General features: G+C 59.8%; 22 protein-coding genes. 12 read left to right on the top strand and 10 right to left on the bottom strand.

The genetic code is table 11. The features are described 5' to 3' along the window. Positions 1-43 precede the first annotated feature (43 nt). Positions 44-898, bottom strand: a complete 855-nt coding sequence (locus tag ACSQ83_RS33005) for an IclR family transcriptional regulator (protein ID WP_414953545.1) — start codon at positions 896-898, stop codon at positions 44-46. A 114-nt stretch (positions 899-1,012) separates the two neighbouring features. Between ACSQ83_RS33005 and ACSQ83_RS33000 the strand changes: the two genes are divergently transcribed. From ACSQ83_RS33000 to zwf, 5 genes are all read left to right on the top strand, one after another. Next, on the top strand, positions 1,013-2,212 hold the full coding sequence (locus ACSQ83_RS33000; protein WP_436231005.1) for an aminotransferase class V-fold PLP-dependent enzyme: 1,200 nt from the start codon (positions 1,013-1,015) through the stop codon (positions 2,210-2,212). Between the two features lie 172 nt (positions 2,213-2,384). Next, positions 2,385-3,500: a porin gene (locus ACSQ83_RS32995; RefSeq protein ID WP_414953543.1), complete on the top strand. Its 1,116-nt coding sequence runs from the start codon at positions 2,385-2,387 to the stop codon at positions 3,498-3,500. Positions 3,501-3,588: 88 nt separating this feature from the next. Then, complete coding sequence (locus ACSQ83_RS32990) at positions 3,589-4,959, top strand: GntT/GntP/DsdX family permease (protein ID WP_436231004.1); 1,371 nt, start codon at positions 3,589-3,591, stop codon at positions 4,957-4,959. A 196-nt stretch (positions 4,960-5,155) separates the two neighbouring features. Then, positions 5,156-6,961 (top strand): EAL domain-containing protein, encoded by a 1,806-nt coding sequence (locus tag ACSQ83_RS32985; protein ID WP_436231003.1) that lies wholly within the window; start codon positions 5,156-5,158, stop codon positions 6,959-6,961. A 241-nt stretch (positions 6,962-7,202) separates the two neighbouring features. Continuing rightward, entirely contained in the window at positions 7,203-8,678 is a 1,476-nt protein-coding gene (gene zwf / locus ACSQ83_RS32980; protein ID WP_436231002.1) for a glucose-6-phosphate dehydrogenase, read from the top strand. 1,062 nt (positions 8,679-9,740) lie between these two features. Here zwf and ACSQ83_RS32975 read toward each other — a convergent pair. The 8 genes from ACSQ83_RS32975 to ACSQ83_RS32940 all read right to left on the bottom strand — a co-directional run bounded on the left by ACSQ83_RS32975 (position 9,741) and on the right by ACSQ83_RS32940 (position 18,132). Continuing rightward, a complete protein-coding gene (locus ACSQ83_RS32975) occupies positions 9,741-11,096 on the bottom strand; it encodes a sensor histidine kinase (protein ID WP_436231001.1) in 1,356 nt (451 codons plus the stop codon). Then, complete coding sequence (locus tag ACSQ83_RS32970) at positions 11,086-11,763, bottom strand: response regulator (protein WP_414953538.1); 678 nt, start codon at positions 11,761-11,763, stop codon at positions 11,086-11,088. The genes ACSQ83_RS32975 and ACSQ83_RS32970 overlap by 11 nt, the downstream gene beginning before the upstream one ends. 149 nt (positions 11,764-11,912) lie before the next feature. Continuing rightward, on the bottom strand, positions 11,913-13,205 hold the full coding sequence (locus tag ACSQ83_RS32965) for an MFS transporter (protein ID WP_414953537.1): 1,293 nt from the start codon (positions 13,203-13,205) through the stop codon (positions 11,913-11,915). A gap of 116 nt (positions 13,206-13,321) precedes the next feature. Next, the gene (locus ACSQ83_RS32960; protein ID WP_436231000.1) at positions 13,322-14,311 is read right to left on the bottom strand and encodes a quinone oxidoreductase family protein; all 990 of its coding nucleotides are present in this window, start codon (positions 14,309-14,311) and stop codon (positions 13,322-13,324) included. A gap of 68 nt (positions 14,312-14,379) precedes the next feature. Next, positions 14,380-15,399, bottom strand: a complete 1,020-nt coding sequence (locus tag ACSQ83_RS32955) for an ABC transporter substrate-binding protein (RefSeq protein ID WP_414953535.1) — start codon at positions 15,397-15,399, stop codon at positions 14,380-14,382. Between the two features lie 231 nt (positions 15,400-15,630). Then, complete coding sequence (locus ACSQ83_RS32950) at positions 15,631-16,425, bottom strand: MetQ/NlpA family ABC transporter substrate-binding protein (protein ID WP_414953534.1); 795 nt, start codon at positions 16,423-16,425, stop codon at positions 15,631-15,633. A gap of 29 nt (positions 16,426-16,454) precedes the next feature. Next, positions 16,455-17,108, bottom strand: a complete 654-nt coding sequence (locus tag ACSQ83_RS32945) for a methionine ABC transporter permease (protein ID WP_089160441.1) — start codon at positions 17,106-17,108, stop codon at positions 16,455-16,457. Next, the gene (locus tag ACSQ83_RS32940; protein WP_414953533.1) at positions 17,098-18,132 is read right to left on the bottom strand and encodes a methionine ABC transporter ATP-binding protein; all 1,035 of its coding nucleotides are present in this window, start codon (positions 18,130-18,132) and stop codon (positions 17,098-17,100) included. The genes ACSQ83_RS32945 and ACSQ83_RS32940 overlap by 11 nt, the downstream gene beginning before the upstream one ends. A 342-nt stretch (positions 18,133-18,474) precedes the next feature. On the opposite strand from ACSQ83_RS32940, the gene ACSQ83_RS32935 reads away from it, so the two are divergent. Continuing rightward, entirely contained in the window at positions 18,475-19,143 is a 669-nt protein-coding gene (locus ACSQ83_RS32935; RefSeq protein WP_436230999.1) for an NADPH-dependent FMN reductase, read from the top strand. Positions 19,144-20,173: 1,030 nt separating this feature from the next. On the opposite strand, the gene ACSQ83_RS32930 is transcribed toward ACSQ83_RS32935, so the two are convergent. Next, positions 20,174-20,389 carry a hypothetical protein gene (locus ACSQ83_RS32930; RefSeq protein WP_414953531.1) on the bottom strand — a complete coding sequence of 72 codons (216 nt, stop codon included), beginning with the start codon at positions 20,387-20,389 and terminating at the stop codon, positions 20,174-20,176. 336 nt (positions 20,390-20,725) lie between these two features. On the opposite strand from ACSQ83_RS32930, the gene ACSQ83_RS32925 reads away from it, so the two are divergent. The 6 genes from ACSQ83_RS32925 to ACSQ83_RS32900 all read left to right on the top strand — a co-directional run bounded on the left by ACSQ83_RS32925 (position 20,726) and on the right by ACSQ83_RS32900 (position 25,703). After that, entirely contained in the window at positions 20,726-21,658 is a 933-nt protein-coding gene (locus ACSQ83_RS32925) for a TauD/TfdA dioxygenase family protein (protein ID WP_436230998.1), read from the top strand. A gap of 76 nt (positions 21,659-21,734) precedes the next feature. Next, positions 21,735-22,802, top strand: coding sequence for an ABC transporter substrate-binding protein (locus ACSQ83_RS32920; RefSeq protein ID WP_436230997.1), 1,068 nt, complete (start codon positions 21,735-21,737; stop codon positions 22,800-22,802). A 29-nt stretch (positions 22,803-22,831) separates the two neighbouring features. Further along, positions 22,832-23,668 (top strand): ABC transporter permease, encoded by an 837-nt coding sequence (locus ACSQ83_RS32915; protein WP_436230996.1) that lies wholly within the window; start codon positions 22,832-22,834, stop codon positions 23,666-23,668. Between the two features lie 12 nt (positions 23,669-23,680). Further along, positions 23,681-24,496, top strand: coding sequence for an ABC transporter permease (locus tag ACSQ83_RS32910; RefSeq protein ID WP_436230995.1), 816 nt, complete (start codon positions 23,681-23,683; stop codon positions 24,494-24,496). 39 nt (positions 24,497-24,535) lie between these two features. After that, positions 24,536-25,321 carry an ABC transporter ATP-binding protein gene (locus ACSQ83_RS32905; RefSeq protein WP_436230994.1) on the top strand — a complete coding sequence of 262 codons (786 nt, stop codon included), beginning with the start codon at positions 24,536-24,538 and terminating at the stop codon, positions 25,319-25,321. Positions 25,322-25,487: 166 nt separating this feature from the next. After that, entirely contained in the window at positions 25,488-25,703 is a 216-nt protein-coding gene (locus tag ACSQ83_RS32900) for a hypothetical protein (protein ID WP_414953525.1), read from the top strand. Positions 25,704-25,866 lie beyond the last annotated feature (163 nt).

Raw genomic sequence — 25,866 nt, 5'->3', positions numbered from 1 at the left:
TTGAGGACAGAATTCAAATACCGGATAACCCGCTAACCGGCGCCTAGCCGATCGAATCAGGCGTGCGGCGCTGCCAGCCGAGCCGCGCTTCAATGCGTGCGGCAACGACCTTCAGTTCATCGCCAAAACGTTCAGTACTCTGAAGCGCTTTGGCTTCCGGCATCACGATCGATATGGTGAACACGCAGTCTCCTGCCTGATCGAGTACGGGCGCGGCCAGACACGCTACAGACGCATCCGATTCCCCGATCTGGATCGACAGGTGCGCATCCAGCGCTTCGCGCGCCATTTTCGCGAGCACGGCGGGACGCGTCTCGGCGCGCGCAGTGGGCGACGGTTTCGCATAGCGCTCGAAATAAGCGACCCGCTCGGCGTCCGGCAGATGTCCCACCAGCAACCGCCCTGATGCAGTCCAGTTGAGCGGCACGCGGCTTCCCACGCGCGAGGTCACGCGAAAATGCCCTGGCCCCTCCGCCATTTGCAACACGACCATCATCCCTTCTTCGAGTCCGCAGACCTGCACCGTCTCTCCGACCTGGGCCGACAACCGGTTCATCTCCTCGTGCGCGACCGCCAGATAGTCGAGCGAACTGGCGTACGTCAGCCCGTACCCGTACAACCGCGAACCGAGCCAGATTGCACCCTCGGGCGTACGGGCCAGCAGGTTCTTCTCCACCAGATCGTTGATGATGGAATAGACCGTCGATAACGGCGCTCCGACCAGACGCGCGATCTCATACGCCGTGGTGGGACGGTTGGTTTCCTGCAACGCGTCGAGAATCTGCACGGCCCGGTCGATGGCGCTCGTGCGCGTGCGGGGCGACGTGGCTGGAACCTCGGACGCGGCCTGCTCGACTGGCTGCGGTTCCTGCTTGTTTTGACTGGGCTTGGCGGCCATCGCGATCCTGGAGGCTGAATGTTTTTGTACAGTTTGACGCAAGCGCATCGTATGATAATCTAATACACAATTACAACATATATTCCACAATAAAGGAATGTCAGGAGCCGCACGATGGATATTTATTCCCGATTTGGTCTACGCCCGGTCATCAATGTGTCGGGCACGATGACGAGCCTGGGTGCGTCTATTGTCGCGGCCCCGGTCATTGAAGCCATGGCTGCCATCCTGCCTCAGTTCGTCGAGATCGACGACTTGCAGCGCAAGGCGTCGGCCGTGATCGCGCAGGCTTGCGGCAGCGAAAGCGGCTATGTCACGGCGTCCTGTTCGGCTGCGATCACGCTCGGGATTGCTGCGACCATGACCGGCGACGACACCGGACTGATCGAACGATTGCCCGATACAACCGGACTGCGCAACGAGGTCGTCGTGCAAACGGGCCACCTTGTCAATTATGGCGCACCCATCGATCAGGCGATCCGGCTCGCCGGCGCTCGCGTCGTGCCGGTGGGAGCGGCCACGGAGTCGCATGGCTACCAGCTATCCGCTGCGATCAACGAGCGCACGACCGCGGCGCTCTATGTAGTCTCGCATCACACGGTCCAGTTCGGATTGATCCATGTGGAAGAATTTATCGCTCTCGCGCATGCGAAGGGTGTGCCCGTTATTGTCGATGCGGCGTCGGAATATGACCTCACGCGTTTCATTGCCGCGGGCGCCGATCTCGTGCTGTATTCGGCGCACAAGTTTCTCGGCGGTCCGACTGCGGGTATTGTCGCCGGCAAGAAAACGCTGGTACGTGCCGCCTATTTCCAGAATGGCGGCATTGGCCGTGGCATGAAAGTGGGCAAGGAAGGGATTGCCGGTGCCATCGCCGCGCTTGAGCAATGGCAGCAGCGCGATCATGCAGCGGTGCGCGCCCGCGAGCGCGGTTATCTTGAGTTGTGGCGTGAAGCACTGAATGCTCGCCTTGGCGTGCGCGCGGAGATCGACGCCGATCCGACCGGCAATCCGCTCGATCGCCTGAAACTGTCTATCGATCTGAGTGAAGCGCGCATCAGCGCATGGGATCTGGCCGATGCCCTCGCCCATCCGCCCACGGGCAGCGTACCGGTGATTGTTCGCGATCACGAGGCCGAACTGAATTTCTTCTTCATCGATCCGTGCAATCTGCATCCGGGCCAGGAGCACAGCGTACTTGAACGCCTGCTCGAAGAACTCGAGCGCGCGCAGCAAGCGCCAGATCCGCTGATCACCCCGTTTTTCCAGCGCGATGCGCGGCGTGGCGCCGGCCGGCGGAATTGGCCTGAATAAGCACGCTGACTGAGAAGCCGGACCGAGTAGCCGGACGAACCTGATTTTTTGTATGACCGATACGCCGGATTTCTCCGGCGTCGCTTTGCCTTGCACGTTTAGTAATCCTTATTCCATCGAAGAGAACAAAAATTCATCGATGGATGCCCTTCTTTCGACCAGAGGAAACCAGATGCATAAGCAGATCCTTCGCACGGCCGTGGCCGTCGCCGTAACCGGAAGCGTTGCGCAAGCCGCTTTGGCCCAAAGCAGCGTGACGCTCTACGGTATTGTGGATGCCGGCTTCACGTACACCAATAATCAAAAAGGCAACAGCGCGTATCAGGCGACTCAAGGCAATGTGCAAGGGTCGCGCTGGGGCTTGCTGGGCAGCGAGGATCTGGGCGGTGGCAACAAGGCCATCTTCAGGCTCGAGAACGGCTTCAGCCTGGAATCCGGCGCGTCGGGCCAGGGCGGACGCATGTTCGGCCGCAGCGCATGGGTGGGTTTGGCCAACGACCGCGTAGGTACGCTTACGCTTGGGCGTCAGTACAACAGCGCGCAGGACTATCTCTCGAACTTGCAGATCAATGGCGTGGGCGCCCTGAGCCAGTACGGCAATGCGATCTACGACAACGACGACCTCAACAACACCTACCGCACCGACAACGCCGTCAAATACACCACGCCGACGTTCTCGGGTTTCACCGCCAACGCCATGTACGCGTTCTCCAACACGGCCGGTGACTTCGCCAACAACCGCGCCTGGAGCGTGGGCGCGGACTATGTCGCGGGACCGGTGCGCCTGGACGCGGCCTACTCGCTGGTCAATCGCCCGGCGTCGAACACGGCCGGCGCGGCGCCATCGGACAACTACTACGGCACCAGTTCGTCGATCATCAGCAACGTCGCGCGCAATCAGGTATGGGGTGCAGGCGGCGCCTACGCGTTCGGGCCGGCGACCGTCGCGCTGCTGTACACGAACTCGCATTTCGACCTCCTAACGGGTGGCAGCCTGCGTTTCGCGAACTATGAAGCAAGCGTGCGTTATCAGTTCACGCCCGTCACGCTGCTGTCGCTCGGCTATATCTACACGAGCCAGAACAGCAGTTCGGGGACGGCGACCAATGCGCATTACAACCAGCTCGCATTGGGCGGTGAGTACTTCCTGTCGAAGACCACGGACGTCTATGTGAACGGCATTTACCAGCGTTCGTCCGGCTCGAAGGCATGGGTCGAAGGCGTTACGAATCCGTCCAGCAACAACGGTCAGTTCGTCAGCGTCGTGGGTATCCGGCACAAGTTCTAACCGGGTATGCCGGACCCGTTGTTGTCCGAAGCGGCTCGACGGCCCGGCTTTTTCGACCGGTTTTTCCCACCGCTATTTTGGAGCCTCCATGGCGACTGTCCAGGGAAGTCTGTTACTCGTCTACGCGCTGGTCGCGATCATCGCGCTGGTCGTGCTGATCGCGCGATTCAAGCTCAATCCGTTCATCACGCTGATGGTCGTGTCGGTCGCACTCGCGCTCGCCGTCGGCATGCCGATGACATCCATCCTCAAGTCGTTTGAAACCGGCGTAGGCGGAACGCTCGGGCATATTGCGATCGTCGTCGGGCTCGGTACGATGCTCGGCAAGATGATGGCCGAATCCGGCGGCGCAGAACGCATCGCGCAAACGCTGATCGGATTGTTTGGGCCAAAGAATGTGCATTGGGCAATGATGTGCATCGCGTTCCTCGTCGGCCTGCCGGTCTTTTTCGAAGTCGGTTTCGTGCTGTTGATTCCGATCGCGTTCAACGTGGCGCAGCGTACCGGCACGTCGATGATCCGCGTCGGCATTCCAATGGTCGCCGGCCTCTCGGTCGTGCACGGATTGATCCCGCCGCACCCGGCCGCGTTGCTGGCTGTGACGGCTTATAACGCGGACATCGGTCACACGATTTTCTACGCGTTGATCGTCGGCATTCCTACCGCGATTATCGCCGGACCGCTGTTCTCGAAACTCATCGCCAGGTTCGTCGTGCTCGAGGGTGTCAACCCGATGGCGCAGCAGTTTATCGAGCAGGATGCCGCACGCGCCACGCGGAAACTGCCGAGCTTCGGTATAACGCTGCTGACGGTCTTGTTGCCGGTGCTGCTGATGCTGGTGGGCAGTTGGGCTGACCTGATCGCTCCGGCGAAGTCGACGGCCAATGACGTGCTGCGCCTGATCGGGCATCCGGATATGGCGCTGCTGCTTGCGGTGCTGTTGAGTTTCTACACGTTCGGCTCGGCGCGCGGTTTCAATCGCGATTCGATCCTCAGGTTCACGAACGAGTGTCTGGCGCCTACGGCCAGCATCACGCTCGTGGTGGGTGCAGGAGCGGGCTTCGGACGCATCCTGATCGACAGCGGCGCCTCCAAAGCGATTGTCGATGTCGCCACAGGCGCGCACGTGCCGCTCTTGATCCTGGCGTGGCTGGTCGCCGGGTTGATCCGCGTGGCGACGGGATCGGCGACGGTTGCCATGGCCACGGCCGCGGGGATTATCGCGCCGATCGCGGCCGCCGCCGCCTCGACCGCAACGGGCGTGCGCCCCGAGCTGCTCGTGCTCGCAACGGGCGCGGGGTCGCTGATCCTCTCACATGTGAACGATGGCGGTTTCTGGCTGGTCAAGGAGTACTTCGGCATGACCGTGACGCAGACGTTCAAGACCTGGACCGTGTGCGAGACGATCATCTCGGTGACCGCGCTGGTGTTCACGCTTGGGCTGTCGATGGTGATCTGAAGCAGCGCGGCAAGTGCATGGAACGCCTGCCTCATGACGTTTCAAATCCGGTGCACGCGTGCAAGTGCACCGGCGTAAAGGCGAGAACTAACTAACAATCTGCAAGGTCGCACCTCCCTGGTGCGCCTCGTCATCAAAGGTTCATTCAACTAGTCCAGTGTCGCGCCGTTAAGCCAATCAGCTCAACGGGACTCCAATGCAATTCTCTACCCTCCATGTGACCCACGGCGCGCCGTCAACCGTCGACGCGTTGATTGCCGATCGTGCGTTATGGGCGGTATTCCAGCCAATCGTGCGCCTTGCCGATGGCGAGATTGCAGGACATGAAGGTCTCATCCGCGGTCCGGCCGACACCTGGCTCGAGACGCCGCGCGGCTTGTTCGCACAGGCGCAGCAGGAAGGCGCGGCACATCGGCTGGAGATTGCGGCGGCACAGGTCTGTTGCGAGTCCTTTGCGCGCCTCCATGGCGCCGGCCTGCTGTTCGTCAACGCGAGCGCCGCCGTCATAGATGCGTGCGTGGGCGAAGACAACGGCATTGCCAGTCTGCTCGGATCAAGCGAACTTGCGCCCGAACGCGTGGTGATCGAATTGACCGAGCAGAGCGTCATTGCCGACCTCGATCGTTTCGATGCGACCGTTCGTGCGTTACGCACGAGCGGCGCCGCGTTCGCACTCGACGACTACGGCAGCGCGAATGCGAGCATGAATCTCTGGGTACGGCTCGCACCCAACTACGTCAAAATCGACCGGTTTTTCATCGACAACATTGCGCTCGATCCGCTGAAATTCGAGGCGGTCAAAGCGATGTTCGCGTTTGCACGAGCCAGCGGCGCCGAGCTGGTTGCAGAGGGTATCGAGCGGCCGGCCGATCTGGGAATCGTCCGCGACCTGGGCATTACGTATGGGCAAGGATTCTTGCTGGGGCGCCCGGCGGCACTGCCAAGCCGTGCGTTGCCCGCGCCTATCCAGCACTTGTTGCGGTCGTCGCGGATCACCGTCTACCCCTCGCATACGCACACGCATCGTGAGTCCGGCGCGAACGGATTCGAACTCGACCGGATGCTGATTCTCGCACCCTCGTTGCCGCTGGACGCACGCAACGATCACGTAGTCGACCTGTTCAACGTGGCGCCGGAGTTGCACGCGGTTGCGATCATCGACGATGGGCGGCCAGTCGCGCTGATCAATCGCCGCGCGTTCATGGACCAGTACGCGCTGCCATATCATCGCGAGCTTTTCGGCAAGCGCCCCTGCCTCCAGTTTGCCAATCCGGCGCCGCTGGTGGTCGAACGATATGCCACGCTGGAACAGGTCGCGCACATGCTTGCCAACGACGACCTGCGTTATCTCTCCGATGGTCTCATCATCACCGACGCAGGCCGCTACGTGGGACTCGCGACCGGCGAGCGATTGGTGCGCGCCGTGACGGACATCCGGCTGGAAGCGGCGCGTTATGCCAATCCGCTGACGTTTCTTCCCGGCAACGTGCCGATCAATTCGCATGTCGAGCGGTTGATCGACAACGGTCTCGACTTCGTTGCGTGTTACGTCGACCTCGACGACTTCAAGCCATTCAATGACTGCTACGGTTATTGGCAAGGCGACGAAGTGCTCAAGGCGGCGGCCGCCGCGTTACGCTCGGTCTGCGAACCAGCGTGCGATTTTCTCGGCCATATTGGCGGCGATGACTTCCTGATACTGTTTCAAAGCGCGGACTGGCGCAGTCGCAGCCTGCAGGCCATTCACCGCTTCAATGAAGACGTCAAACGTTTTTACTCGCCGGAAGACCGCCTTGCGGGCGGCATCTACAGCGAAGACCGGAGCCGGCACCGGCAGTTCTTCGGCTTCGTGACCATGTCAGTTGGTGCAGTCAAGGTGGCTGCCGGAACGGCGCGCATCTGCGAAGAAATAGGCGCGGTAGCCGCAGTCGCCAAGCGTCGTGTCAAAAAAGAAAAGACCGGGATTGTCGCAATCGATTTTGCGCATCACCGGTCGGTCTGATCACGCCAGCGCGGCGCGAACCGCACGCTTACACTACCTTTACATGCACGCCGTTGCATGAATTCCCGACCGGTCGGACGTTTTTCTCAACCTGTCCGGCGATCGTGAACCGCCGCGCCGCGCGTCATGTGCGAACCATGCTCGTTTAAAGCGTAACTGGTATAACGACATACTTAGCGTCGTAAACGGCCCGCTCCGCGGAGCGCAATTCTGACTGCACACTCGCGATTTCCTACGCACCATGACCAATCAAACCCACTTAGCCGCGTCCGATCTTCCCGTCGACATGATCATCTTCGGCGGCGGCGGCGACCTGTCCGCACGCAAGCTCTTGCCCGCTCTTTACATGGCGCATTTGCACTGCAACCTGCCGCCGAAAACGCGCATTATCGCGATCGGCCGACGCGACTGGTCGCGCGAGCAGTACGTGCAATTCGTGGAAGAGCAATCGAAACCCTTTGTCGACGAGAAGGCGCTTGACCCGCAATCCTGGGACTCGTTCCTGGCGCTCTTCGATTACGTGCGCATCAACATCGATCAGGCGCACGACTATTTGGGGCTCGCGGAAGTTGCGCGTAAGGACGTGTGCCGCGTGTTTTATCTCGCGACCGCGCCGGACCTGTTCACGACCATCTGCGACAACCTCTCGGCTGCCGGACTCGTCGACGGCAATGCGCGCGTCGTGCTGGAAAAACCGCTCGGTCATGACCTTGCGTCGGCGCAAGCGATCAATGCATCGGTTGGCCGTCATTTCGCTGAAGCGCAGATTTATCGCATCGACCATTATCTCGGCAAGGAAACGGTGCAGAACCTGATGGTCCTGCGATTCGGCAACGCGATCTTCGGTCCGCTGTGGCAGGCGCCGTACATCAAGAGCGTGCAGATCACCGTGGCGGAAACCGTGGGCGTCGGCAGTCGTGCGGGCTTCTACGATCAGACTGGCGCACTGCGCGACATGGTGCAGAACCACTTGCTGCAACTGCTGTGCATTGTGGCCATGGAGCCGCCTGTATCGCTCGATCCCGATGCCGTGCGCGATGAAAAGCTCAAGGTGCTGCGTTCGCTGCGCAAGATGACGGTCTCCGATATTGCCCGCGATACCGTGCGTGGCCAGTACAGTCCGGGCGCGATCGATGGCGAGCCGGTGAAGGGTTACATGGAAGAGGACAACGTGCCGTCCGATAGCCGGGCCGAGACTTTTGTCGCGATTCGCGCGCATATCAACAACTGGCGCTGGGCGAACGTGCCGTTCTTCCTGCGTACGGGAAAGCGCTTGCAGAAGAAGCAATCGGAGATCGTGATCGACTTCGCCGACCTGCCGTTCTCGATTATTCCGAGCGGGCCGCGCAACTATGGCAATCGGCTGGTTATCCAGTTGCAACCGGAAGAGTCAATTCAGTTGCAGATGCTTGCTAAAGAGCCCGGTAGTGGCATGCATATGTTGCCGGTGAACTTGAATCTGGATCTGCAGCAGGCATTTAGTGAGCGTCGGGCGGAAGCGTATGAGCGGCTTTTGATCGATGTCATGCGGGGTCGGTTGACGCACTTCATGCGGCGTGATGAACTCGAAGCGGCTTGGGCCTGGGTGGAACCGATTCTTGATGGCTGGAAGAAACTGAATGATCGTCCGCGCACTTATACGGCGGGTACGTTTGGACCGGCCGCGTCTTCTGCGCTGATGGCGCGGGAGAATATGGCTTGGGCTGAAGAGGCATAACGAAGGGTTTTCGTTCGCGCTCAGGGTTTTTGGGGCGGGCGGGCTAGGTTCCGGGGTTGGCGGTGGAGGTCAATGCCCCGGGGTTAGGTTCTGGGGGGAGTGGTCGGGGTCAATGCCCGGGTTGGTAGGTTCTTGCGTTAGCGGTCGGGGTCAATGCCGGGTTGCTGCTTTCCAAGTCTTCGCGCATTTCACGTTAGCTGATTTCTTTATCACTATTAGCCACTGCGCGTGGCGGCGCGTCATTTCTTTGTCCAAAGCGACAAAGAAACGAAGCAAAGAAAACGCTTTCACCGCTCTACCCTAAGTGTCCACAGCGTGCAGTTCCATTTCATGGGTGCCCCAAAAGCACGGTGCTCGCAAGAGCTTAGGATGGGTGAAACCCTCCTTCTCGCGAATCCTGACAGTAAAACGCTTCGCCCCGTACGCTCTCGGGCAAGCACCCGTGTTCCACGGACCGGCACGGCCTCACGCGTATTTGCCGCTGTGGGGCTTCGCGGGTTAGCTATCAGTTTGCATTGTTATTTTGCGGGTTAGGCCTTATGCATTCTGCAGATCCATTTCTCGGTGGTTTAAAAGATGGTTCGGCATGCATACAAATTGGAGGTTGGTTTTCCGCGGATAGCGCGGGGTACTCCTTGGGCAGGTTCAGTCGCTAGTGCTTGCCCGAGAGCGTACGGGGCGAAGCGTTTTACTGTCAGGATTCGCGAGAAGGAGGGGTTCACACATCCTCCGCTCTTGCGAGCACCGTGCTTTTGGGGCACCAATGAATAGAAACTGCACGCTGTGGACACTTAGGGTAGTGCTGTTAAAAGCGTTTTCTTTGCTTCGTTTCTTTGTCGCTTTGGACAAAGAAATGACGCGCCGCCACGCGCAGTGGCTAATAGTGATAAAGAAATCAGCTAACGTATAACCCGCGAAGACTTGGAAAGCAGCAACCCGGCACTGAACCAGAACCGCTAACGCAGGAACCTACCCCCGGGCATTGACCCCAACGACCAACCCCAAAACCTAGCCCCGCCCCCCAAAAACCCCAAGTGCGAACGACACGCCCAACACTAACCGCTAAATCAAAAACCGAACCTCGACCGCAAGGCCCGTCCCGCCCGGGACATCATCGAGACTAATGCTTGCCCTGTGCGCCCGCACGATCTCACGCACTATTGCAAGACCCAGCCCGCTACCCTCTTCCCCCGAAGCCCTGAAGAACGGCTCGAACACACGATCACGGACATCGGCTGAAATGCCGGGACCATCATCGGTGACAACGAGCACAATCGCCTTCTCGCGCCGCTCGATCAACAACATAACGTGCCCCGATGCAGGCGTGTATCGAATGGCGTTATCGACCAGGTTAAAAACCAGCACCGATAATAAACGCGCGTTTCCTAGTACGATCGCATCGTCGGCAAGTTGCGCAGCCAACTCAATTCCACGACGCTGCGCCAGCAACGCCAGCTCTTCAATCACGGTGGTTGCCACCTCGCGCAAATCGACTCGCTCACCTTCGAAATGGCTGTAGTCAGCAGTCTCCGCTTGCGCGAGCAACAGCAACTGATTCGTCAGCGACACCAGCGCTCCATTGCTCTTGTGCATGGCAAAAAGCGTCTCTTTGACGGTGGCGAGATCATCGTGGCGCCGCGCATATTGCAGTTGCGCACCGAGCAACGTCAGCGGGGTTCGCAACTGATGCGCAGCATGCGCAATGAAACGCCGCTGCATGGCAGTCTGCCGTTCGATCCTGGCAATGCACTGGTTTATCGCATCCACAATGGGCCGCAACTCGCTCTGAAGATGCTCCGAGCGCAACGGCACGAGTTCGTTCGGCGCACGGTCGCGAACGTCATTGGTCAGTGCCATCAGGTGCCGCAACTCAAACGTCAGGCCGACGCACACCAGCACAATTGCAATCGCAATGATCTCCGCGAAATGCAGCAATTGCGGCCGCCATAACTCGGTCGCCAATGCATCGCGCTCCAGTTCCGTACGGCCCACCGAAACAAGAATGCGCTTGCTCTCACCGGAGTCGTACATCGGCCGGATGATGGAAACTGCCCGCACCGGCTGACCATCGATCTCGGTGTCGTACCAGCCAGGTGAACTCGGGGGCTCGACTTGCTCAAGATCCGATGTGCCCGCAATCGCCGGCCCGTCAATCGCGCGGATACGGAAAAATACCCGGTCACCATAGGGCGAACTCAGGATCTCGATAGCGCTCGGAGAAATGTCGGCATGCAAGAAACTGTCGTCCCATTTCACGTCGCCAGCCATCACGCGGGCGGACGCAAGCAGCGCATTGTCCTGGATCAGGCTCGCGGTTTTCTGCGCGCCCTCGCGGGCCATGTAACCCGCGGCAAGCACATAGACCGTCAGCGGCAACAGCAACCACAGCAGAAGCCGAAGGCGCAGGCTATTCGTCATCGCTGCTGGCTTGCAACAGATAACCCAAACCCCGGAGCGTGATGATGGTGGCGGTGCTTTTCTCGAGCTTCTTGCGCAGCCGCGAGACGTAAATCTCGATGGCGTCTTCGCTCGTGTGGGTGGTCGAGCTGCCGAGCGAATCGGCAAGCATCGGTTTGGAAACCGTCTTCTTGGCCTTGAGGATCAAGGTCTCGAGCACGGCGTGCTCTCGTGGTGTCAGGCTTAAAACGTCGCCCGCTACTGAGAACTGCCGCCGGTCGATATCGTAGGAAAGGTCGCCGCAGCGCATACTGTTCGAGCGCGAAGGCAGTTGACGCCGCACCAGCACCTTGACCCGCGCGACCAGCTCGCGTGCATCGAACGGCTTGACGACGTAATCGTCCGCGCCGGCGCTCAGGCAAATCACCTTTTCATCTACTGAGCCGCTTGCGGTCAGGATCAATACCGGGGTGTCGTCGCCGCGTTCTCTCAACCGCCGCAGCACGCCCTTGCCGGATAAATTCGGCAAGTTGAGATCGAGCAGCACGACGTCATAGCGCGTGGTGCGCAGGAACCGGTCGGCCGCGTCGCCGTCACTGACGCGATCGAGCACAAAACCATCATCTTCCAGGATCTTAGCGAGCCAATGAGCCAGTTCCTCATTGTCCTCGACCAGCAGTAGCTTCATCACATTCACCGCGTTATGCATGGGCATTGGCCGTCAGCCCGGCATGCGCATGGCGTAAACCGTTTCACGCCGCGCCGCGCCGCGGCCCTCAGGCGAAGTGTATATCGCTCGGGCGTGGCCATGCGCGCGGTGGTGTTGAGCGCTGCCCGTCACGCGGTCTTGTACTGGCCGCGCGCTTCCGTCGATCGATACAAAACCAGCGTCGCGATCAACCCGCAGACCGCGGCAACGGCCATCCATGCACCCGGCGCCGCCTTGTTGCCGGTCACGTGAATCAGGTACGTGGAGATGGCAGGCGTGAATCCGCCGATGGTCGTCGCCAGGCTATAGGCCAGCGAGAAGCCGGTCGTGCGAACTTCGACGGGCATGACTTCGGTAAGCGCCACGACCATTGCGCCGTTGTAGCTGCCGTACAGGAACGAGAGCCACAATTCGACGCCCAGCAAGCGCAGGAACGACGGATCGGCAACCAGCCACTGCACGGCCGGATACGACGTGAGGATGGTCAGTACCGTGAAGAACAGCAGCACCGGGCGGCGGCCGACGCGGTCAGACAATGCACCCGAGAGCGGCAGCCAAACGAGGTTCGACAAGCCGACGAACACGGTCACCACAAGCGCATCAATCGACGAAAGCTTGAGCACCTCTTTACCGAAGGTCGGCGTGTAAGCCGTGATCATGTAGAACGACACGGTCGTCATGATGACCATGCCCATGCCGGCAAGCACGATGCCCCAGTGCGAGACCATCGACTTCATGATCTCAGCCATCTTCGGGTGGTGTTTGCGCGCGAGGAATTCATCGGTTTCCTGCAGCGAACGGCGAATGATGAACAGGAACGGCACGATCAGGCAGCCAATGATGAACGGCACGCGCCATCCCCACGACGTCATCTGGTCAGGCGGCAAAATCTTGCTCATGCTCACGCCGATCAACGCAGCGAACACGACGGCCACTTGCTGGCTACCGGACTGCCATGAGCAATAAAAGCCCTTGTTGCCCTTGGTCGCGATCTCGGAGAGATACACCGACACGCCCCCGAGTTCCACGCCGGCCGAGAAGCCTTGCAGCAGACGTCCGAGCAACACGATGATCGGCGCCAACACGCCAATGGTCGCGTACCCCGGAATCACCGCGACGAGCAAAGTGCCAGCGGCCATCATCGCGAGCGTGAGGATCAAACCCTTGCGTCGTCCGTGATGATCGATATAAGCACCGAGCACGATGGCACCAATCGGACGCATCAAAAATCCGGCGCCAAACACGGACAGCGCAAGCATCAGCGACGCGAATTCGTTACCGCTCGGGAAGTAGGTCTTGGCGATGGCCGAGGCGTAATAGCCGTAGACCATGAAGTCGTACATTTCGAGGAAATTGCCGCTGACAACCCGAAATACCGACTTGAATTTCGAATCGGTTGGAGACATAGCGTGTGAGGACATGAACTTGACCTTCTCAAAGGATGCGGTGTGCCGGCGCAAAAATAACGACAACAGTCACTGCATTCAACAACAATTAACAACGACCGGCGCGGCTGCGACGGACGCATTGATGGTACTTATCCAATCATCAAAACCGACTTGCCCAACTGGCGGCGCTCCTCAAGTTCGGCATGCGCCTCTTCAACGTTATCGAGCGTATAGCGGGCACTGATGGCAATGTTCAGCGAGCCGTCGGCTAACGCCGCAAAGACATCGTCGGCGCGGCGCTGGACCGTTTCCGCGTCGGCCAGATGATCGGCCAGCCTCGGACGCGTCAGGAACAACGATCCGCTTTCACCCAGTTCAATGGGATCTAGGTCGTTCAATGAACCCGACACCGAGCCATAGTTCACGACTAGTCCGCGCACGCGCGTAGCGCGGAAACTGTCGCGCAGCGTCGTGCGGCCGACCGCGTCGTAGACCACATCCGCGCCCCGGCCGCCAGTCGCTTCGCGCACAAGGTCAGCAAAGTGTCCATCGTCGTAAAGCATCACGCGATCCGCACCGAGCTTGCGGGCAATGTCCGCTTTCTGCTCGCTGCTGGTGGTGGCAAACACCGTCGCGCCGCGACGCTTGGCAAGCTGCACCAGCAACTGACCGATACCGCCAGACGCCGCATGGATCAGGCACGTGGTGCCCGCGCTGACATGGCCGACATCGTCGATCAGGTAATGCGCAGTCGATCCCTGGAAGATCGCGGCAGCGGCGAGGTCGTACGGAATTGCGTCGGGGATTCGCGCGAGCTTCGCGGCCGGCACGACCGCGTAATCCGCATAAGCGCCCCACGATATGCACCACGCAACCCGCTCTCCCAATTCGAACGACGTCACGCCCGCCCCGGTTTTAACTACATCGCCGGAACCTTCCATGCCAAGCGTGCAGGGAATGCTCACGGGGTACGTGCGCGACGCTTTGTATTTACCCTGGCGTGTATGGATATCCATGAAGTTGACACCGGCGCATCTTACCTTGACCAGCACTTCTCCCGGCCCCGGCTGAGGAACTTCGATATCCTGACGAATCAGCACTTCGGGTCCGCCATACTGTTCTATGCGTATCGCTTTCATTGCATCGCTTCGAATAGGGGGAAATGGGTTGCCGGTTCCACGTTGTTGCCTTCGTTATTGTTTCGTTGCTACTTCGCGCCGAGCTGCACATGGTCCACGAACTCGTTCGTGTAGGTCCTCGACAGATCGATATGACGCGGATCGATCGACGAGTTGGCGAGCGTGAGCACCTTCAGCACGGCTGCGGGCGTTCCGTCCGGCATCCGGCCGTCCTTCGTAAACATGGGCATGGAGGACCTGAGCGCGCTGATATACAGCGCCTTGCCCTGTCCCGGTCCGTAAAAATCGCTTGGCACCCTGGCCGTTATCTCTTCGGCGCTATGGCTCGCAATGAACGCGAGCGAGCGCACCATGGCGCGTACGAGCTTCTGCGCTTCATCGGGGTGCGAGTTGACCCAGCTCCGCTGAGCGTAGAAACACGGGCCGGCATACGGGCCGCCCAGCGCCGCCACCGTGCCCGCGGCGCTGCGCATGTCCACCAGCACCTTCGCGTCGCCGCTGGCGAGCAGCCGGCTGGCGACCGGCTCCTCGATCATGCCGGCATCGATACCGCCCTGATTCAACGCCGCGATAAAACTGTCGTCAGAACCCACCGGCAACACCGAGTATTCCTTCGGCGTCAACCCGGCGCGGGCAGCAAGATAATGCGTCAGGAAGTTCGTCGATGAACCCAGTCCCGTCACGCCCAGCGTCTTGCCTTTCGCGTCGGCCATGGTGTTGAAACCTGCCGCGGATCTCTTCGATACCAGCTCGACCAGCCCCGCGCTTTTGCTGAACACCATGAGCGCTTCAACGTCCTTGCCGCGGCTCTGCAAGTCGATCGTGTGATCGTAGAAACCGACCGCACCCTGGATCGCGCCGGCGAGGAGTTCCGTCGCGGTATCGACGCCGGCCGGTTGCGACAGGATCTCGAATTCGAGCCCTTCGTCCTTGAAATAGCCGAGTTGTGACGCAAGGATCAAAGGCAGATAGACGATCTTGGAGGTGCCTCCCGCCATCAGCGTCAGCTTTTCCGCATGAGCGGGCGTACCGCACAAAAGCGCGGCCAGGGTGCAAGCGAGCGTGAAAAAGCGGTGGGAAAACTGCATCGAAAAACGTCTCCTTCTATCCGTGGCAATCCGGCATCTTGTTCTAATGTGCCGCCAGTATAAGAAGGCAAAGCCTTCTGCCTGCTTTCTGCCAGGGTGGAAAAATATCGGCGTTTACCCTTGGCGGGCTGAATGGGCGTGATTTTGGCCGTGCTAAAACGACTGCGCGCTCCAACCCGTAAGGGAGAGAGCGCGCATGATTTTGTTACGGCGTCTTGCCTGAGCCCGGACTTACCAGGCCGCGATCACCGCACCCGCATACTTCGCTTCAATGAACTGCTTCACTTCCGGCGAGTGATAGGCGGCCACGAGTTTTGCCACCCACGGCTTGTCCTTGTCGACCGCACGAATCGCGATGATGTTCGAGTACGGGCCGTTCGGATCTTCAATCGCGATCGCGTCCTGCTTCGGCTTCAACCCGGCTTCCATCGCGAAGTTCGTGTTGATCGCGGCGGCGTCGACGTCGGCGAGCGAACGCGGAATTTGGGCAGCATCCAGTTCGACGATCTTCAGCTTTCGCGGGTTATCGACGATATCAAGCGGCGTCGCTTTCAAGCCCGCATCCGCGCGCAACTTCAGCAAGCCGTTCTTTTGCAGCAGCAACAACGCGCGCCCACCGTTGGTCGGATCGTTCGGCACGGCGATGCGCGCGCCCACCGGCAACTCTGCCAGCGTCTTGAACTTCTTCGAATAGATGCCCATGGGGAACGTGACGGTATCGGCGATCTTGATCAGCTTGTAGCCGCGGTCCTTCACCTGTGCATCGAGATACGGCGCGTGCTGGTAGCTGTTGGCATCGAGATCACCCGATGCCAACGCCGCATTCGGCTGGACATAATCGGCGAATTCGACAATCTTGATGTTCAGGCCATTCTTCGCGGCCACCTGCTTTACCACTTCCATTACCTGCGCGTGCGGACCGCCGGTCACGCCGACCTTGATGGTTTCGTCGGCTTGCGCGACGTTAGCGAGCAATGCCGTTGCGCTGAAAACAGCGGCCAGCTTGAGAATGAATCGACGTTGCATGGACTACCCTTTGAGCTTTATATAGAGACTTATTTGTGGCTGAGACGGCGCACGAGCCAGTCGCCGAACGACTGCACGAGTTGCACGAAGACGATCAGGATCACCACCACGGTCAGCATCACTTCCGGCAAGAATCGTTGATACCCGTAGCGAATGCCCAGGTCGCCCAGACCGCCGCCGCCGATCGCACCGGCCATGGCCGAATACCCGACCAGCGATACAAACGTAATCGTCAAACCGGCAACCACGCCCGGCAGGGACTCAGGCAACAACACCTTGAAGACGATCTGGCTAGTGGTTGCGCCCATCGCTTGCGCTGCTTCAATCAGGCCGCGATCGACTTCGCGCAACGCGGTTTCCACCAATCGCGCGATGAACGGTGCAGCTGCAATCGTCAGCGGTACGACTGCCGCCATGGTCCCGATCGACGAGCCCACCACCAGCCGCGTGAACGGGATTACCGCGACGAGCAGAATGATAAACGGTGTCGAGCGCACTGCATTCACGACGCCGCCCATGACCCGGTTCACCGCGAGATTACGCAATACGCCATCGCGGTCGGTGAGATAAAGCAGCACGCCGAGCGGCAGCCCCAAAGCCGCGCCGACCAGTCCGGAAATGCCCACCATCACGAGCGTTTCCCAGAACGACTGGACGAACATATCGAACATTTCACTCAACATGGGACATCTCCTCTACCACCACACCTTGTTCACGCAGATACGCAATGGCCTCGGCCACGTTCGCCGGCTTTCCGGCCGCGAGCACCGCCAGCGAGCCGAATGCCTGACCCTGGATCTCGTCGATCTGGCCGTGGAGGATGTTGAAATCCAGTTCGAAGCGGCGGATTGTTTCGGAAAGAATCGGCTGGTCGACGCCGGAGCCGGTGAACGCGAGCCGCAACAAATGACCGCTGCCGGTTTTCAACCGCTCGGCCACGCGCAGCTTCAGCGCTGGCGGCAATTCATGCGCGATCACATCGCCGATCAACGCGCGCGTGACTTCGTGATGCGGCTGCATGAAGACATCGACGACATTGCCTTCCTCGACCACGCGGCCGGCATCGAGCACCGCCACGCGATCGCAGACCTGTTTGATCACGTCCATCTGGTGCGTGATCAGCACGATCGTCAGGCCGAGTTCCTTGTTGATCTTGCGCAGCAGATCAAGAATGGAGCGTGTGGTTTCGGGATCGAGCGCGGACGTGGCTTCGTCGGAGAGCAGCACTTTGGGCTTGCTGGCGAGCGCCCGGGCGATCCCGACGCGTTGCTTCTGGCCACCGCTGATCTGGGCAGGATAACGATCTTTTTGCGTGGTCAGCCCGACGAGTTCCAGCAGCGGCAACACGGTGGATTCGATCTCGCTGCGCTTCATGCCGGCAAGTTCGAGCGGCAGCGCGACGTTGTCGAACACCGTGCGCGACGACAGCAAATTGAAGTGCTGGAAGATCATGCCGATGTCACGGCGTGCCGTGCGCAATTGCGCGGCGGGCAGCGTGGTAAGGTCGCGGCCGTCCACGATCACGCTGCCTTCGCTTGGCCGCGTCAGCAGGTTGATGGTGCGGACCAGCGTACTTTTACCGGCGCCGCTACGGCCGATGATGCCGAATACTTCGCCGGGCGGAATCGTCAAATTGACGTTATGCAGCGCTTCGATCCAGCCTTTTGGGCCTGCGAAGCGTTGCGACAGATTGCGTATTTCGATCATGTAAACAAAAAAAGCGGCGGACTTCCCGTTGAGCGAGTGTGCTCGGGCAGCCGACCGCCGTTCATCCCTGGTTCGCGAGAGGCGAAAGTTTAACGTAACCCGCGTCGCGGCTTAATAATCTATTGCGCAAGGCTAATTACTTATCCGTATGTAGGTTACGGGGCGGGGCCGGCGTGGGCATTGGATGGGGTCGAAATATGGAATGCTCATATCGATTCAAGCAAAGCTCGGTTCCATCGCGCAAAATCGGTGGATAAGATGGCGGCATGATCCATGCGTGGCGATTGTGTGATCGCGTCACCAAATACGCTGCGGCGTTCTTGCGTACGAACTGTGGGCCAAATGCGGCCCCGCTGCACTCCTGGGAGTATTTCGTTGAAGAGCTTTGAATTTCGCCGGCCGCTCGTGGTCGGCATTGGCGGCACGACCCGCGCGGCTTCGTCGACTGAACGCGCCCTTCGCATCGCGCTGAAAGGTGCTGAAGCCGATGGTGCGCGCACGCGCCTGTTTGGCGGAACGTTCCTGCACTCGCTGCCGCACTATGCGCCGGAACATGGCGAACGCACGGCGGAACAGCTCGAACTGATCGAGGCGGTGCGCGAAGCGGATGCAGTGATTATTGCAACGCCGGGGTATCACGGCGGGGTGTCGGGGCTAGTCAAGAATGCGCTTGATACGCTTGAGGAGCTTCGCGACGATAAGCGTCCGTACCTCGACGGCCGCGCTGTGGGTTGCGTGGTGACGGCTTATGGATGGCAAGGCGGTGGTGCCGTGCTCACGTCGCTGCGTTCGATCGTGCATGCGTTGCGGGGATGGCCGACACCGTACGGGGCTGCTGTAAATTCGCTGGAGACCCGCTTCGAGACGATGGATTCTTGCTCGGACCCGAAAGTGGCGGAGCAGTTGGCGACGGTTGGGCGGCAGGCTGCGCAGTTCGCGCTGGCGTTTAATGCGCGGGATGCGTTGAGTGATCTGGATTTGCGTCAGGGGTCGGGGACCATTTCACGGTGATGTTTTGCTCGCGCCGGTGGACTGGGGTGGTTTGCTGGCGCGATGGGTTTGGTCGGGGTGTGGTTCTGGGGTCGGTCGGGCTGCCTGGTTCTTGGGTTGCAGGTCTGAGTCAATGCCGGGTTGCTGCTTTCTAGGTCTTCGCGGGTTTAGTGCTAGCTGATTTCTTTATCACTATTAGCCACTGCGCGTGGCGGCGCGTCATTTCTTTGTCCAAAGCGACAAAGAAACGAAGCAAAGAAAACGCTTTCACCTCTCTAAAAATTAAGTGTCCACAGCGTGCGGTTTTCATTCATTGGTACCCCAAAAGCACGGCGCTCGCAAGAGCTTAGGATGTTTGAACCCCTCCTTCTCACGAATCCTGACAGTAAAACGCTTCGCCCCGTACGCTCTCGGGCAAGCACTAGCGACTGAACCTGCCCAAGGAGCACCCCGCGCTATCCGCGGAAAACCGACCTCCAAATTTGTATGCATGCCGAACTATCTCTATAACCCGCCAAGAAACGAGGCTGCAGAATGCGTAAGGCCCAACCCCCGAAAATGACAGCGCAAACCGGAGCAGCTAACCCGCGAAGAACCGCACCCATAAGAGTGCGTGAGGCCGTGCGGGTTCGTGGAACACGGGTGCTTGCCCGAGAGCGTACGGGGCGAAGCGTTTTACTGTCAGGATTCGCGAGAAAGAGGGGTTCAAACATCCTCCGCTCTTGCGAGCACCGTGCTTTTGGGGCACCCATGAATCAAAACTGCACGCTGTGGACACTTAGGGTAGAGAGGTGAAAGCGTTTTCTTTGCTTCGTTTCTTTGTCGCTTTGGACAAAGAAATGACGCGCCGCCACGCGCAGTGGCTAATAGTGATAAAGAGATTAGCGAGCCTAAGTAAACCACTAGCCTGGAAAGCAACAACCCGGCATTGACCCCGACCGCTAACGCAGAAACCTGGCACTCGAATAACAAAACCTGGACCCATCGTGCCAGCAAACCTCCCCGGTCCACCGGCGCCAGCAAACCTCCCCCTGCGAGCAAAAACCACCATCTAATCCCTAAACGGCAATTCCGGCGTAAAAACAAACGGATCCAACGCGTAACCCGTATGGAAGTACCCGCTGCACGCACACGTCGCTATCCTCTCAAGGTCATAAGGCTCCCGCGCCGCCCCGTGCGATTGATCCGCAGCAAGCGTCCGCCGCTCACGCCAGTGCCGCAGCACCTCACTGCCCCAGTTCCTAAAAATGGCTTTCGGTTCAGACATCGCAGTTCTCCTTGAACGCTTCCGGTACGGCCTACCCGCTAAGTACAAGGTAGGACAATCCCGGACATACCGAAACCATCTTTTATTCATTTGCATATCTGATGATGAATAGAAACGTATCGATCCATCCCCACAACTTCCAGACCAATTAAGCCAGCGCTTCACGGCATTTCGTCGAGGGTCCTTCATAAACGACCCACGTCCGGTGTGTAAAGCAAAGTCCAATCGCTTCGTTGCCGCGCCCGCGCACGGATGCTTCAATTTAATGCCGCTGTGTCTGCCACCTGTCCAGCGCGCAAGCATACAAATACACAACGATTCCCCAAGGAGCACCCGATGACCCTCATCGCCACGCCTGCCATTGCCGTCGAATCCTCAACCGCGCTGGACCTCGACGTCCATCCAGTGGGTGGCCGGATTGGCGCCGAAATCCGGGGCGTGCGCCTCGGGCCGGATCTCGCCGACTCAACCATCGCAGCAATCAACGCCACGTTGCTGCGGCATAAGGTGATCTTCTTTCGCGGCCAGTCGCATCTGGACGACGCCGCGCAGGAAGCGTTCGCCGCCCGCTTCGGCGAAACCGTCGCACATCCAACAGTGCCATCGGTTGCCGGCAGCAATCGGCTGCTCGAACTCGATTCGAAGAACGGCACGCGCGCCAACTCCTGGCACACGGACGTGACCTTCGTCGAAGCGTATCCAAAGATCTCGATCCTGCGAGGCGTCGTGATTCCGCCCGCTGGCGGCGATACGGTCTGGGCAAACACTGCTGAGGCCTACAACCGTCTGCCGGACCCGCTGCGTGCCTTGGCGGACTCCCTGTGGGCTATTCATACGAATACCTACGACTACGCGGCGACCCGCAGCGCGCCCGCCACCGACGCCGAGCTGGCCTATCGCGAACAGTTCACGTCGACGGTCTATGAAACCGAACATCCAGTCGTGCGCGTGCATCCGGAAACGGGCGAACGGACCCTCGTGCTGGGACATTTCGTACAGCGCTTCGTCGGCTTGTCACAGCGCGATTCCGATCGCCTGAAAGAGCTTTTCCACGACCACGTGACGCGCCTCGAAAACACAGTGCGCTGGCGCTGGACGCAGGGTGACGTAGCGATCTGGGACAACCGGGCAACTCAGCACTACGCCGTAGCGGATTACGACGAGAGCGCGCGGCGCGTCGTCCGGCGCGCAACGGTGCATGGTGATGTGCCCGTGGGTATCGACGGCCGCCGCAGCCGCGTGTTGCGTGGTGCGCCTGCGCTGAACTGATCCTGCATTCGACATTCGACCTTCGGCAACGCGGCCACGCTGCGCTGCCGTTCTCACCCCTTCCCCCGCAAATTCGATGACCCCACGTTCTCTTCTGCATTCCCTCATTGTCACGCTGGGCATGGTTGCCGCCACGAGTGCCCTGGCCGCCGCGCCTGCTGTTGTCCGCATCGGCGTGGCGACGCAAGGTTACGGCGATCCACCCGTGTTCGGGGGCTCGCCGGCAGCGACGGCCCAATTGCAGCACCGCACGGAAGATGCGCTCAAACCTGATGGCGTCAAGGTTGAATGGCTGTTCTTCAAAGGCGCCGGGCCCGCCGTCAACGAAGCGCTGGCGAATCATCAGATCGACTTCGCCTATCAGGGCGATCTCCCCGCCGTACTCGGCCGAGCAAACGGCCTCAAAACGAAATTGCTGGTCGAATCGGGCGTGCGCACCGGCGTCTATCTCGCCGTGCCGCCCGACTCCGACATCAAGGGCATCAAGGATCTCAAGGGCAAGCGCGTCGCCATCTTTCGCGGCACCAACCTGCAACTCGTAGTCGATAACGTCCTGAAAGCGAATGGCCTTTCCGAACGCGATCTGCGCGTGATCAATCTCGACGAAGCTGCCTCGCAAGCCGCGCTTGCATCGAAGGGCGTGGATGCGGTTTTCCTCGACTTCAAGCTCTTCAAACTGCAACGGCAAGGTCTCGCGAAGATCATCTACGCGTCGCGCGACGGCGGCCTGCAGTTCACGCGTCAATCGCATCTGCTGGTTCTCGACGACTTCGAGCATGACCATCCCGACATCGTGCAGAAAGTCGTGACGTCGGTCGTACAAGCGGCTCAGTGGTCATCGGACGAAGCCAATCGCGATGCGCTCTTCACGCTGTGGGCGAAGAGCGGCGTGCCGGTGGAATCGTGGCAATCCGAGTATGCAAACCAGACGCTCAAGGACCGCACCTCGCCGTTGATCGATCCGTTTATTGTGGCGCGCTATCAGGCCGTGGCCGACGACGCGCTGCGCCTGAACCTGATCCGTCAGCCCGTGAGCGTGAATGGCTGGTTCGAACCGAAGTATCTCGATCAGGCCTTGAAGACGCTGAAACTCGACAACTACTGGCCCCGTTTCGATCCCTCCGGCAAGCCGCTGGCATCGTGAACGCTTGAATTTTTCTGGAGAATCCGGTCATGGCGAACAGCATCGCTCGCACTCTGAATCCAGGCCAACGGGTTTCGCTCGATGGCAACCACGGTCACACCGCGAGCGTCGTGCGATCGCTTGGCTGGAGCGCGTTGCCGTGGCTCGTGCCCGTGGCGTTGGCTGTATTGTGGGTCCTCGGTTCACACTACGGCTGGATCTCGCCGCAGATTCTGCCGTCGCCTACGCTCGTCTTCGAAACCCTCGCCGGCCTCGCCAGCAGTGGCGAACTGTGGATGCACATTGGCGCGAGCCTGTCGCGGATCGCGGTGGGCTTCACAGGTGGCGTCGTGCTCGGCTTGCTGCTCGGCGCGTGGCTGGGACTGTCGCGCACAGCCGAGGCTTACATCCTTCCCAGCTTCAATGCTGTCGTGCAGGTGCCGGTGCTGGGCTGGCTGCCGTTTCTCATGATCGTGGTTGGAATAGGCGAGCCGTTGAAGTATTTGCTGATCGGGCATGCCGCGCTCGTGCCCGTCACCTTGAGCACGCTGCAGGGATTTCGCCGGACCCCGGCCGCCTATCTCGACGTTGCCCGAGTCTTTCGATACTCACGCCGACAGACCATCTTCAGCGTGATCCTGCCCTCGGCCGTGCCGGTCATCGGAACGGGTATTCGCCTCGCCTTTACAAAGGCATGGCTTACGCTGGTCGTGGTCGAACTGGTGGCATCATCGGAAGGGCTCGGTTATCTGATCGTGTATGGACGGCAGCTGTTCCAGCTTGACCTGGTGCTGGCGTCGGTGCTGATCGTGGGAGCAATTGGGTATGCCGCTGATCGCTTGCTGACTCTTCTCGAACACAAGTTATCGCCCACGCGGCTCGCCTGAAGGAGTATCGACATGTCCACGCCGTCTCTTGAACTTGAAACCGGCTCCGGGGCTATTGCAGCGCCGGATGAACCGGGCAAAGACGGACGCTGGCGCGCCTGGGTCATCCCGGTTGCCGCCCTCTTCGCGTGGTGGTTCGTCTCACGTCACGTAGTCGCCGGGCACGGCATGATGACTTCGCCCGCTCAGGTGTTGCACACGGCTATCGATCAAGCGAGAACTGGTGCGCTGTGGCGCGCGCTCTCCGCATCGCTTGCCCGCGAGCTGACAGGCTTCACCCTTGGCGCAAGCCTTGGGCTCTTGCTGGGTTCGCTGCTTGGTGTCTCACCCTTCGCGAACCGGCTGATCGGACCCAGCTTCAATGCGTTCAAGCAAGTCTCCTTGTTTGCATGGATACCGTTGATCTCGGTATGGTTCGGTCTCGGCGATGTCGCGAAGGTCGTCTTCCTTTGGCTTGCTGCGCTCGTGCCCGTGGTTGCGCATACCAGCGATGGTATCCGGGCGGTCTCACCTGAACTGCTCGATGTTGCCCGCGTGTTTCGCTACAGCAAGTTGCAAACGGTCAGATATGTTGTGCTTCCCGCTGCGTTGCCGTCCATCTTCACAGGCATTTATCTTGCGTTGATTTATTCGTGGCTTGCGACGCTCGGTGCGGAGTATCTGCTGGTCGCGGGGAGCGGCATCGGCAACACGCTGGTCGATGGCAGCGAACAGTTCCGCATGGACCTCGTGGTGTTTGGCGTGATCGTGATCGGCATTACCGGGTGGGCATTGAATGCGCTAGCCCGTGCCATCCAGCAACGCTGGTTCCGCGATCCGGCCGCTTGATCGAGAATTTTCCATCTTTCATAAAGAGTCCATAACATCATGGCGACTGTTTCCGTTACCCAGACAAGCGAGCTGAACCTGCATCACGTCACGAAGCGTTTTGCCGGCGATGACCACTCAGTGCCTGTACTCGATCGCATCGACCTGCAGGTTAAAAGCGGCGAGTTCGTGGCTATCGTGGGAGCAAGTGGATGCGGCAAGTCGACGCTGCTGCGCCTGATTGCCGGGCTCGACGATCAGTTCGATGGCGACATCGAATTCAGCGGCGAACGCATCCGCACGACTGATCTTGCGCGGGGTATCGTGTTTCAGGATCACCGGCTTTTTCCGTGGCTCAACGTGGAGCAGAACATTGCGGTGGCGTTGAAGAACTCGGGGCGTAGCAAGGAAGAGAATCGACGTGCGGTTGCCGAGCATATTGCGCTGGTGGGGTTAAAGGGCTATGAAAAGCATCATCCGCATCAGCTTTCGGGCGGCATGGCGCAACGCGTGGCTATTGCGCGCGGACTTGTGAACCGGCCGAAGTTGCTGCTGCTCGACGAACCGTTCGGCGCACTTGACGCGCTCACGCGCAGCCGTCTGCAAAACGAGTTACGACGCATCTGGGAGCACGAGCGGATCACGATGATCCTGGTCACCCACGACGTTGATGAAGCCGTGTTCCTCGCGGACCGCGTGGTGGTCATGCAGGCGCGGCCGGGGCGGATTGGCAAGGTGGTGAAGGTGGACCTGCAACGGCCGCGCAATCGTAGCGACGCCGCGTTCGTGCGTTTGCGCGATGAAATACTGTCGGACTTCAGCGTGCCGCAAGACGCGGCTGCTTGACTGAAAGCGTGTCCTCATGAGCACATGCTTCGCAGCGTTTTCTTCTTTCTAATCCCTGGCGTCGATGGGTTTGCTTTTGCCAAATGCTTGTTTCACTTGTTTTACGAGGCTGGTTAATCTGGTGCATATGCAAGTCACTGCATTGTGCACCGGAGGTAAAACAAGCATGCATTACAAGGGTTATGAAGTCGCTCCCGCGGCACAAGCGCTGCCAAGCGGATTGTTCGCCGCCAATCTCGTGATTCAGGATGAAGCGTCGCTGCAGAAGCGGGCTTATGTGTTCGATGCCCTCGACTATTTCTTCGAATCCGATCTCGCCATTGCTTATGCTGCTCGCTGGGCTCGCATGTGGATCGATAATCGGCGGAGGGTGCGTACATGAAACGGGTTTTTCGTTCGCACTCAGGGGTGGATGGGGGCGCGGTTCTGAGGTTGTGGGCGGGATTCGGGGTTGGGGTCAGGTTCTTGCGTTAGCGGTCGGATTCAATGCCGGGTTGCACGGGATCTGCGCTAGCGGTCTGGTTCATTGCCGGGTTGCTGCTTTT

The sequence above is a fragment of the Caballeronia sp. LjRoot29 genome, from assembly GCF_964252755.1.
Lineage (GTDB): Bacteria > Pseudomonadota > Gammaproteobacteria > Burkholderiales > Burkholderiaceae > Caballeronia.
The sequence above is the reverse complement of the archived record's forward strand: the minus strand, read 5'-3'. Positions and strand labels throughout refer to the sequence as shown.

What these genes read in the sequence shown, in the direction of transcription:
- ACSQ83_RS33000 (WP_436231005.1), top strand. Translation starts at nt 1,013, where the DNA reads ATGGATATTTATTCCCGATTTGGTCTACGCCCGGTCATCAATGTGTCG.
- ACSQ83_RS32940 (WP_414953533.1), bottom strand. Translation starts at nt 18,132, where the DNA reads ATGATCGAAATACGCAATCTGTCGCAACGCTTCGCAGGCCCAAAAGGC.
- ACSQ83_RS32930 (WP_414953531.1), bottom strand. Translation starts at nt 20,389, where the DNA reads ATGTCTGAACCGAAAGCCATTTTTAGGAACTGGGGCAGTGAGGTGCTG.
- ACSQ83_RS32970 (WP_414953538.1), bottom strand. Translation starts at nt 11,763, where the DNA reads ATGAAGCTACTGCTGGTCGAGGACAATGAGGAACTGGCTCATTGGCTC.
- ACSQ83_RS32905 (WP_436230994.1), top strand. Translation starts at nt 24,536, where the DNA reads ATGGCGACTGTTTCCGTTACCCAGACAAGCGAGCTGAACCTGCATCAC.
- zwf (WP_436231002.1), top strand. Translation starts at nt 7,203, where the DNA reads ATGACCAATCAAACCCACTTAGCCGCGTCCGATCTTCCCGTCGACATG.
- ACSQ83_RS32975 (WP_436231001.1), bottom strand. Translation starts at nt 11,096, where the DNA reads ATGACGAATAGCCTGCGCCTTCGGCTTCTGCTGTGGTTGCTGTTGCCG.
- ACSQ83_RS32960 (WP_436231000.1), bottom strand. Translation starts at nt 14,311, where the DNA reads ATGAAAGCGATACGCATAGAACAGTATGGCGGACCCGAAGTGCTGATT.
- ACSQ83_RS32995 (WP_414953543.1), top strand. Translation starts at nt 2,385, where the DNA reads ATGCATAAGCAGATCCTTCGCACGGCCGTGGCCGTCGCCGTAACCGGA.
- ACSQ83_RS32945 (WP_089160441.1), bottom strand. Translation starts at nt 17,108, where the DNA reads ATGTTGAGTGAAATGTTCGATATGTTCGTCCAGTCGTTCTGGGAAACG.
- ACSQ83_RS32920 (WP_436230997.1), top strand. Translation starts at nt 21,735, where the DNA reads ATGACCCCACGTTCTCTTCTGCATTCCCTCATTGTCACGCTGGGCATG.
- ACSQ83_RS32950 (WP_414953534.1), bottom strand. Translation starts at nt 16,425, where the DNA reads ATGCAACGTCGATTCATTCTCAAGCTGGCCGCTGTTTTCAGCGCAACG.
- ACSQ83_RS32965 (WP_414953537.1), bottom strand. Translation starts at nt 13,205, where the DNA reads ATGTCCTCACACGCTATGTCTCCAACCGATTCGAAATTCAAGTCGGTA.
- ACSQ83_RS32985 (WP_436231003.1), top strand. Translation starts at nt 5,156, where the DNA reads ATGCAATTCTCTACCCTCCATGTGACCCACGGCGCGCCGTCAACCGTC.
- ACSQ83_RS33005 (WP_414953545.1), bottom strand. Translation starts at nt 898, where the DNA reads ATGGCCGCCAAGCCCAGTCAAAACAAGCAGGAACCGCAGCCAGTCGAG.
- ACSQ83_RS32955 (WP_414953535.1), bottom strand. Translation starts at nt 15,399, where the DNA reads ATGCAGTTTTCCCACCGCTTTTTCACGCTCGCTTGCACCCTGGCCGCG.
- ACSQ83_RS32900 (WP_414953525.1), top strand. Translation starts at nt 25,488, where the DNA reads ATGCATTACAAGGGTTATGAAGTCGCTCCCGCGGCACAAGCGCTGCCA.
- ACSQ83_RS32925 (WP_436230998.1), top strand. Translation starts at nt 20,726, where the DNA reads ATGACCCTCATCGCCACGCCTGCCATTGCCGTCGAATCCTCAACCGCG.
- ACSQ83_RS32915 (WP_436230996.1), top strand. Translation starts at nt 22,832, where the DNA reads ATGGCGAACAGCATCGCTCGCACTCTGAATCCAGGCCAACGGGTTTCG.
- ACSQ83_RS32935 (WP_436230999.1), top strand. Translation starts at nt 18,475, where the DNA reads ATGCGGCCCCGCTGCACTCCTGGGAGTATTTCGTTGAAGAGCTTTGAA.
- ACSQ83_RS32910 (WP_436230995.1), top strand. Translation starts at nt 23,681, where the DNA reads ATGTCCACGCCGTCTCTTGAACTTGAAACCGGCTCCGGGGCTATTGCA.
- ACSQ83_RS32990 (WP_436231004.1), top strand. Translation starts at nt 3,589, where the DNA reads ATGGCGACTGTCCAGGGAAGTCTGTTACTCGTCTACGCGCTGGTCGCG.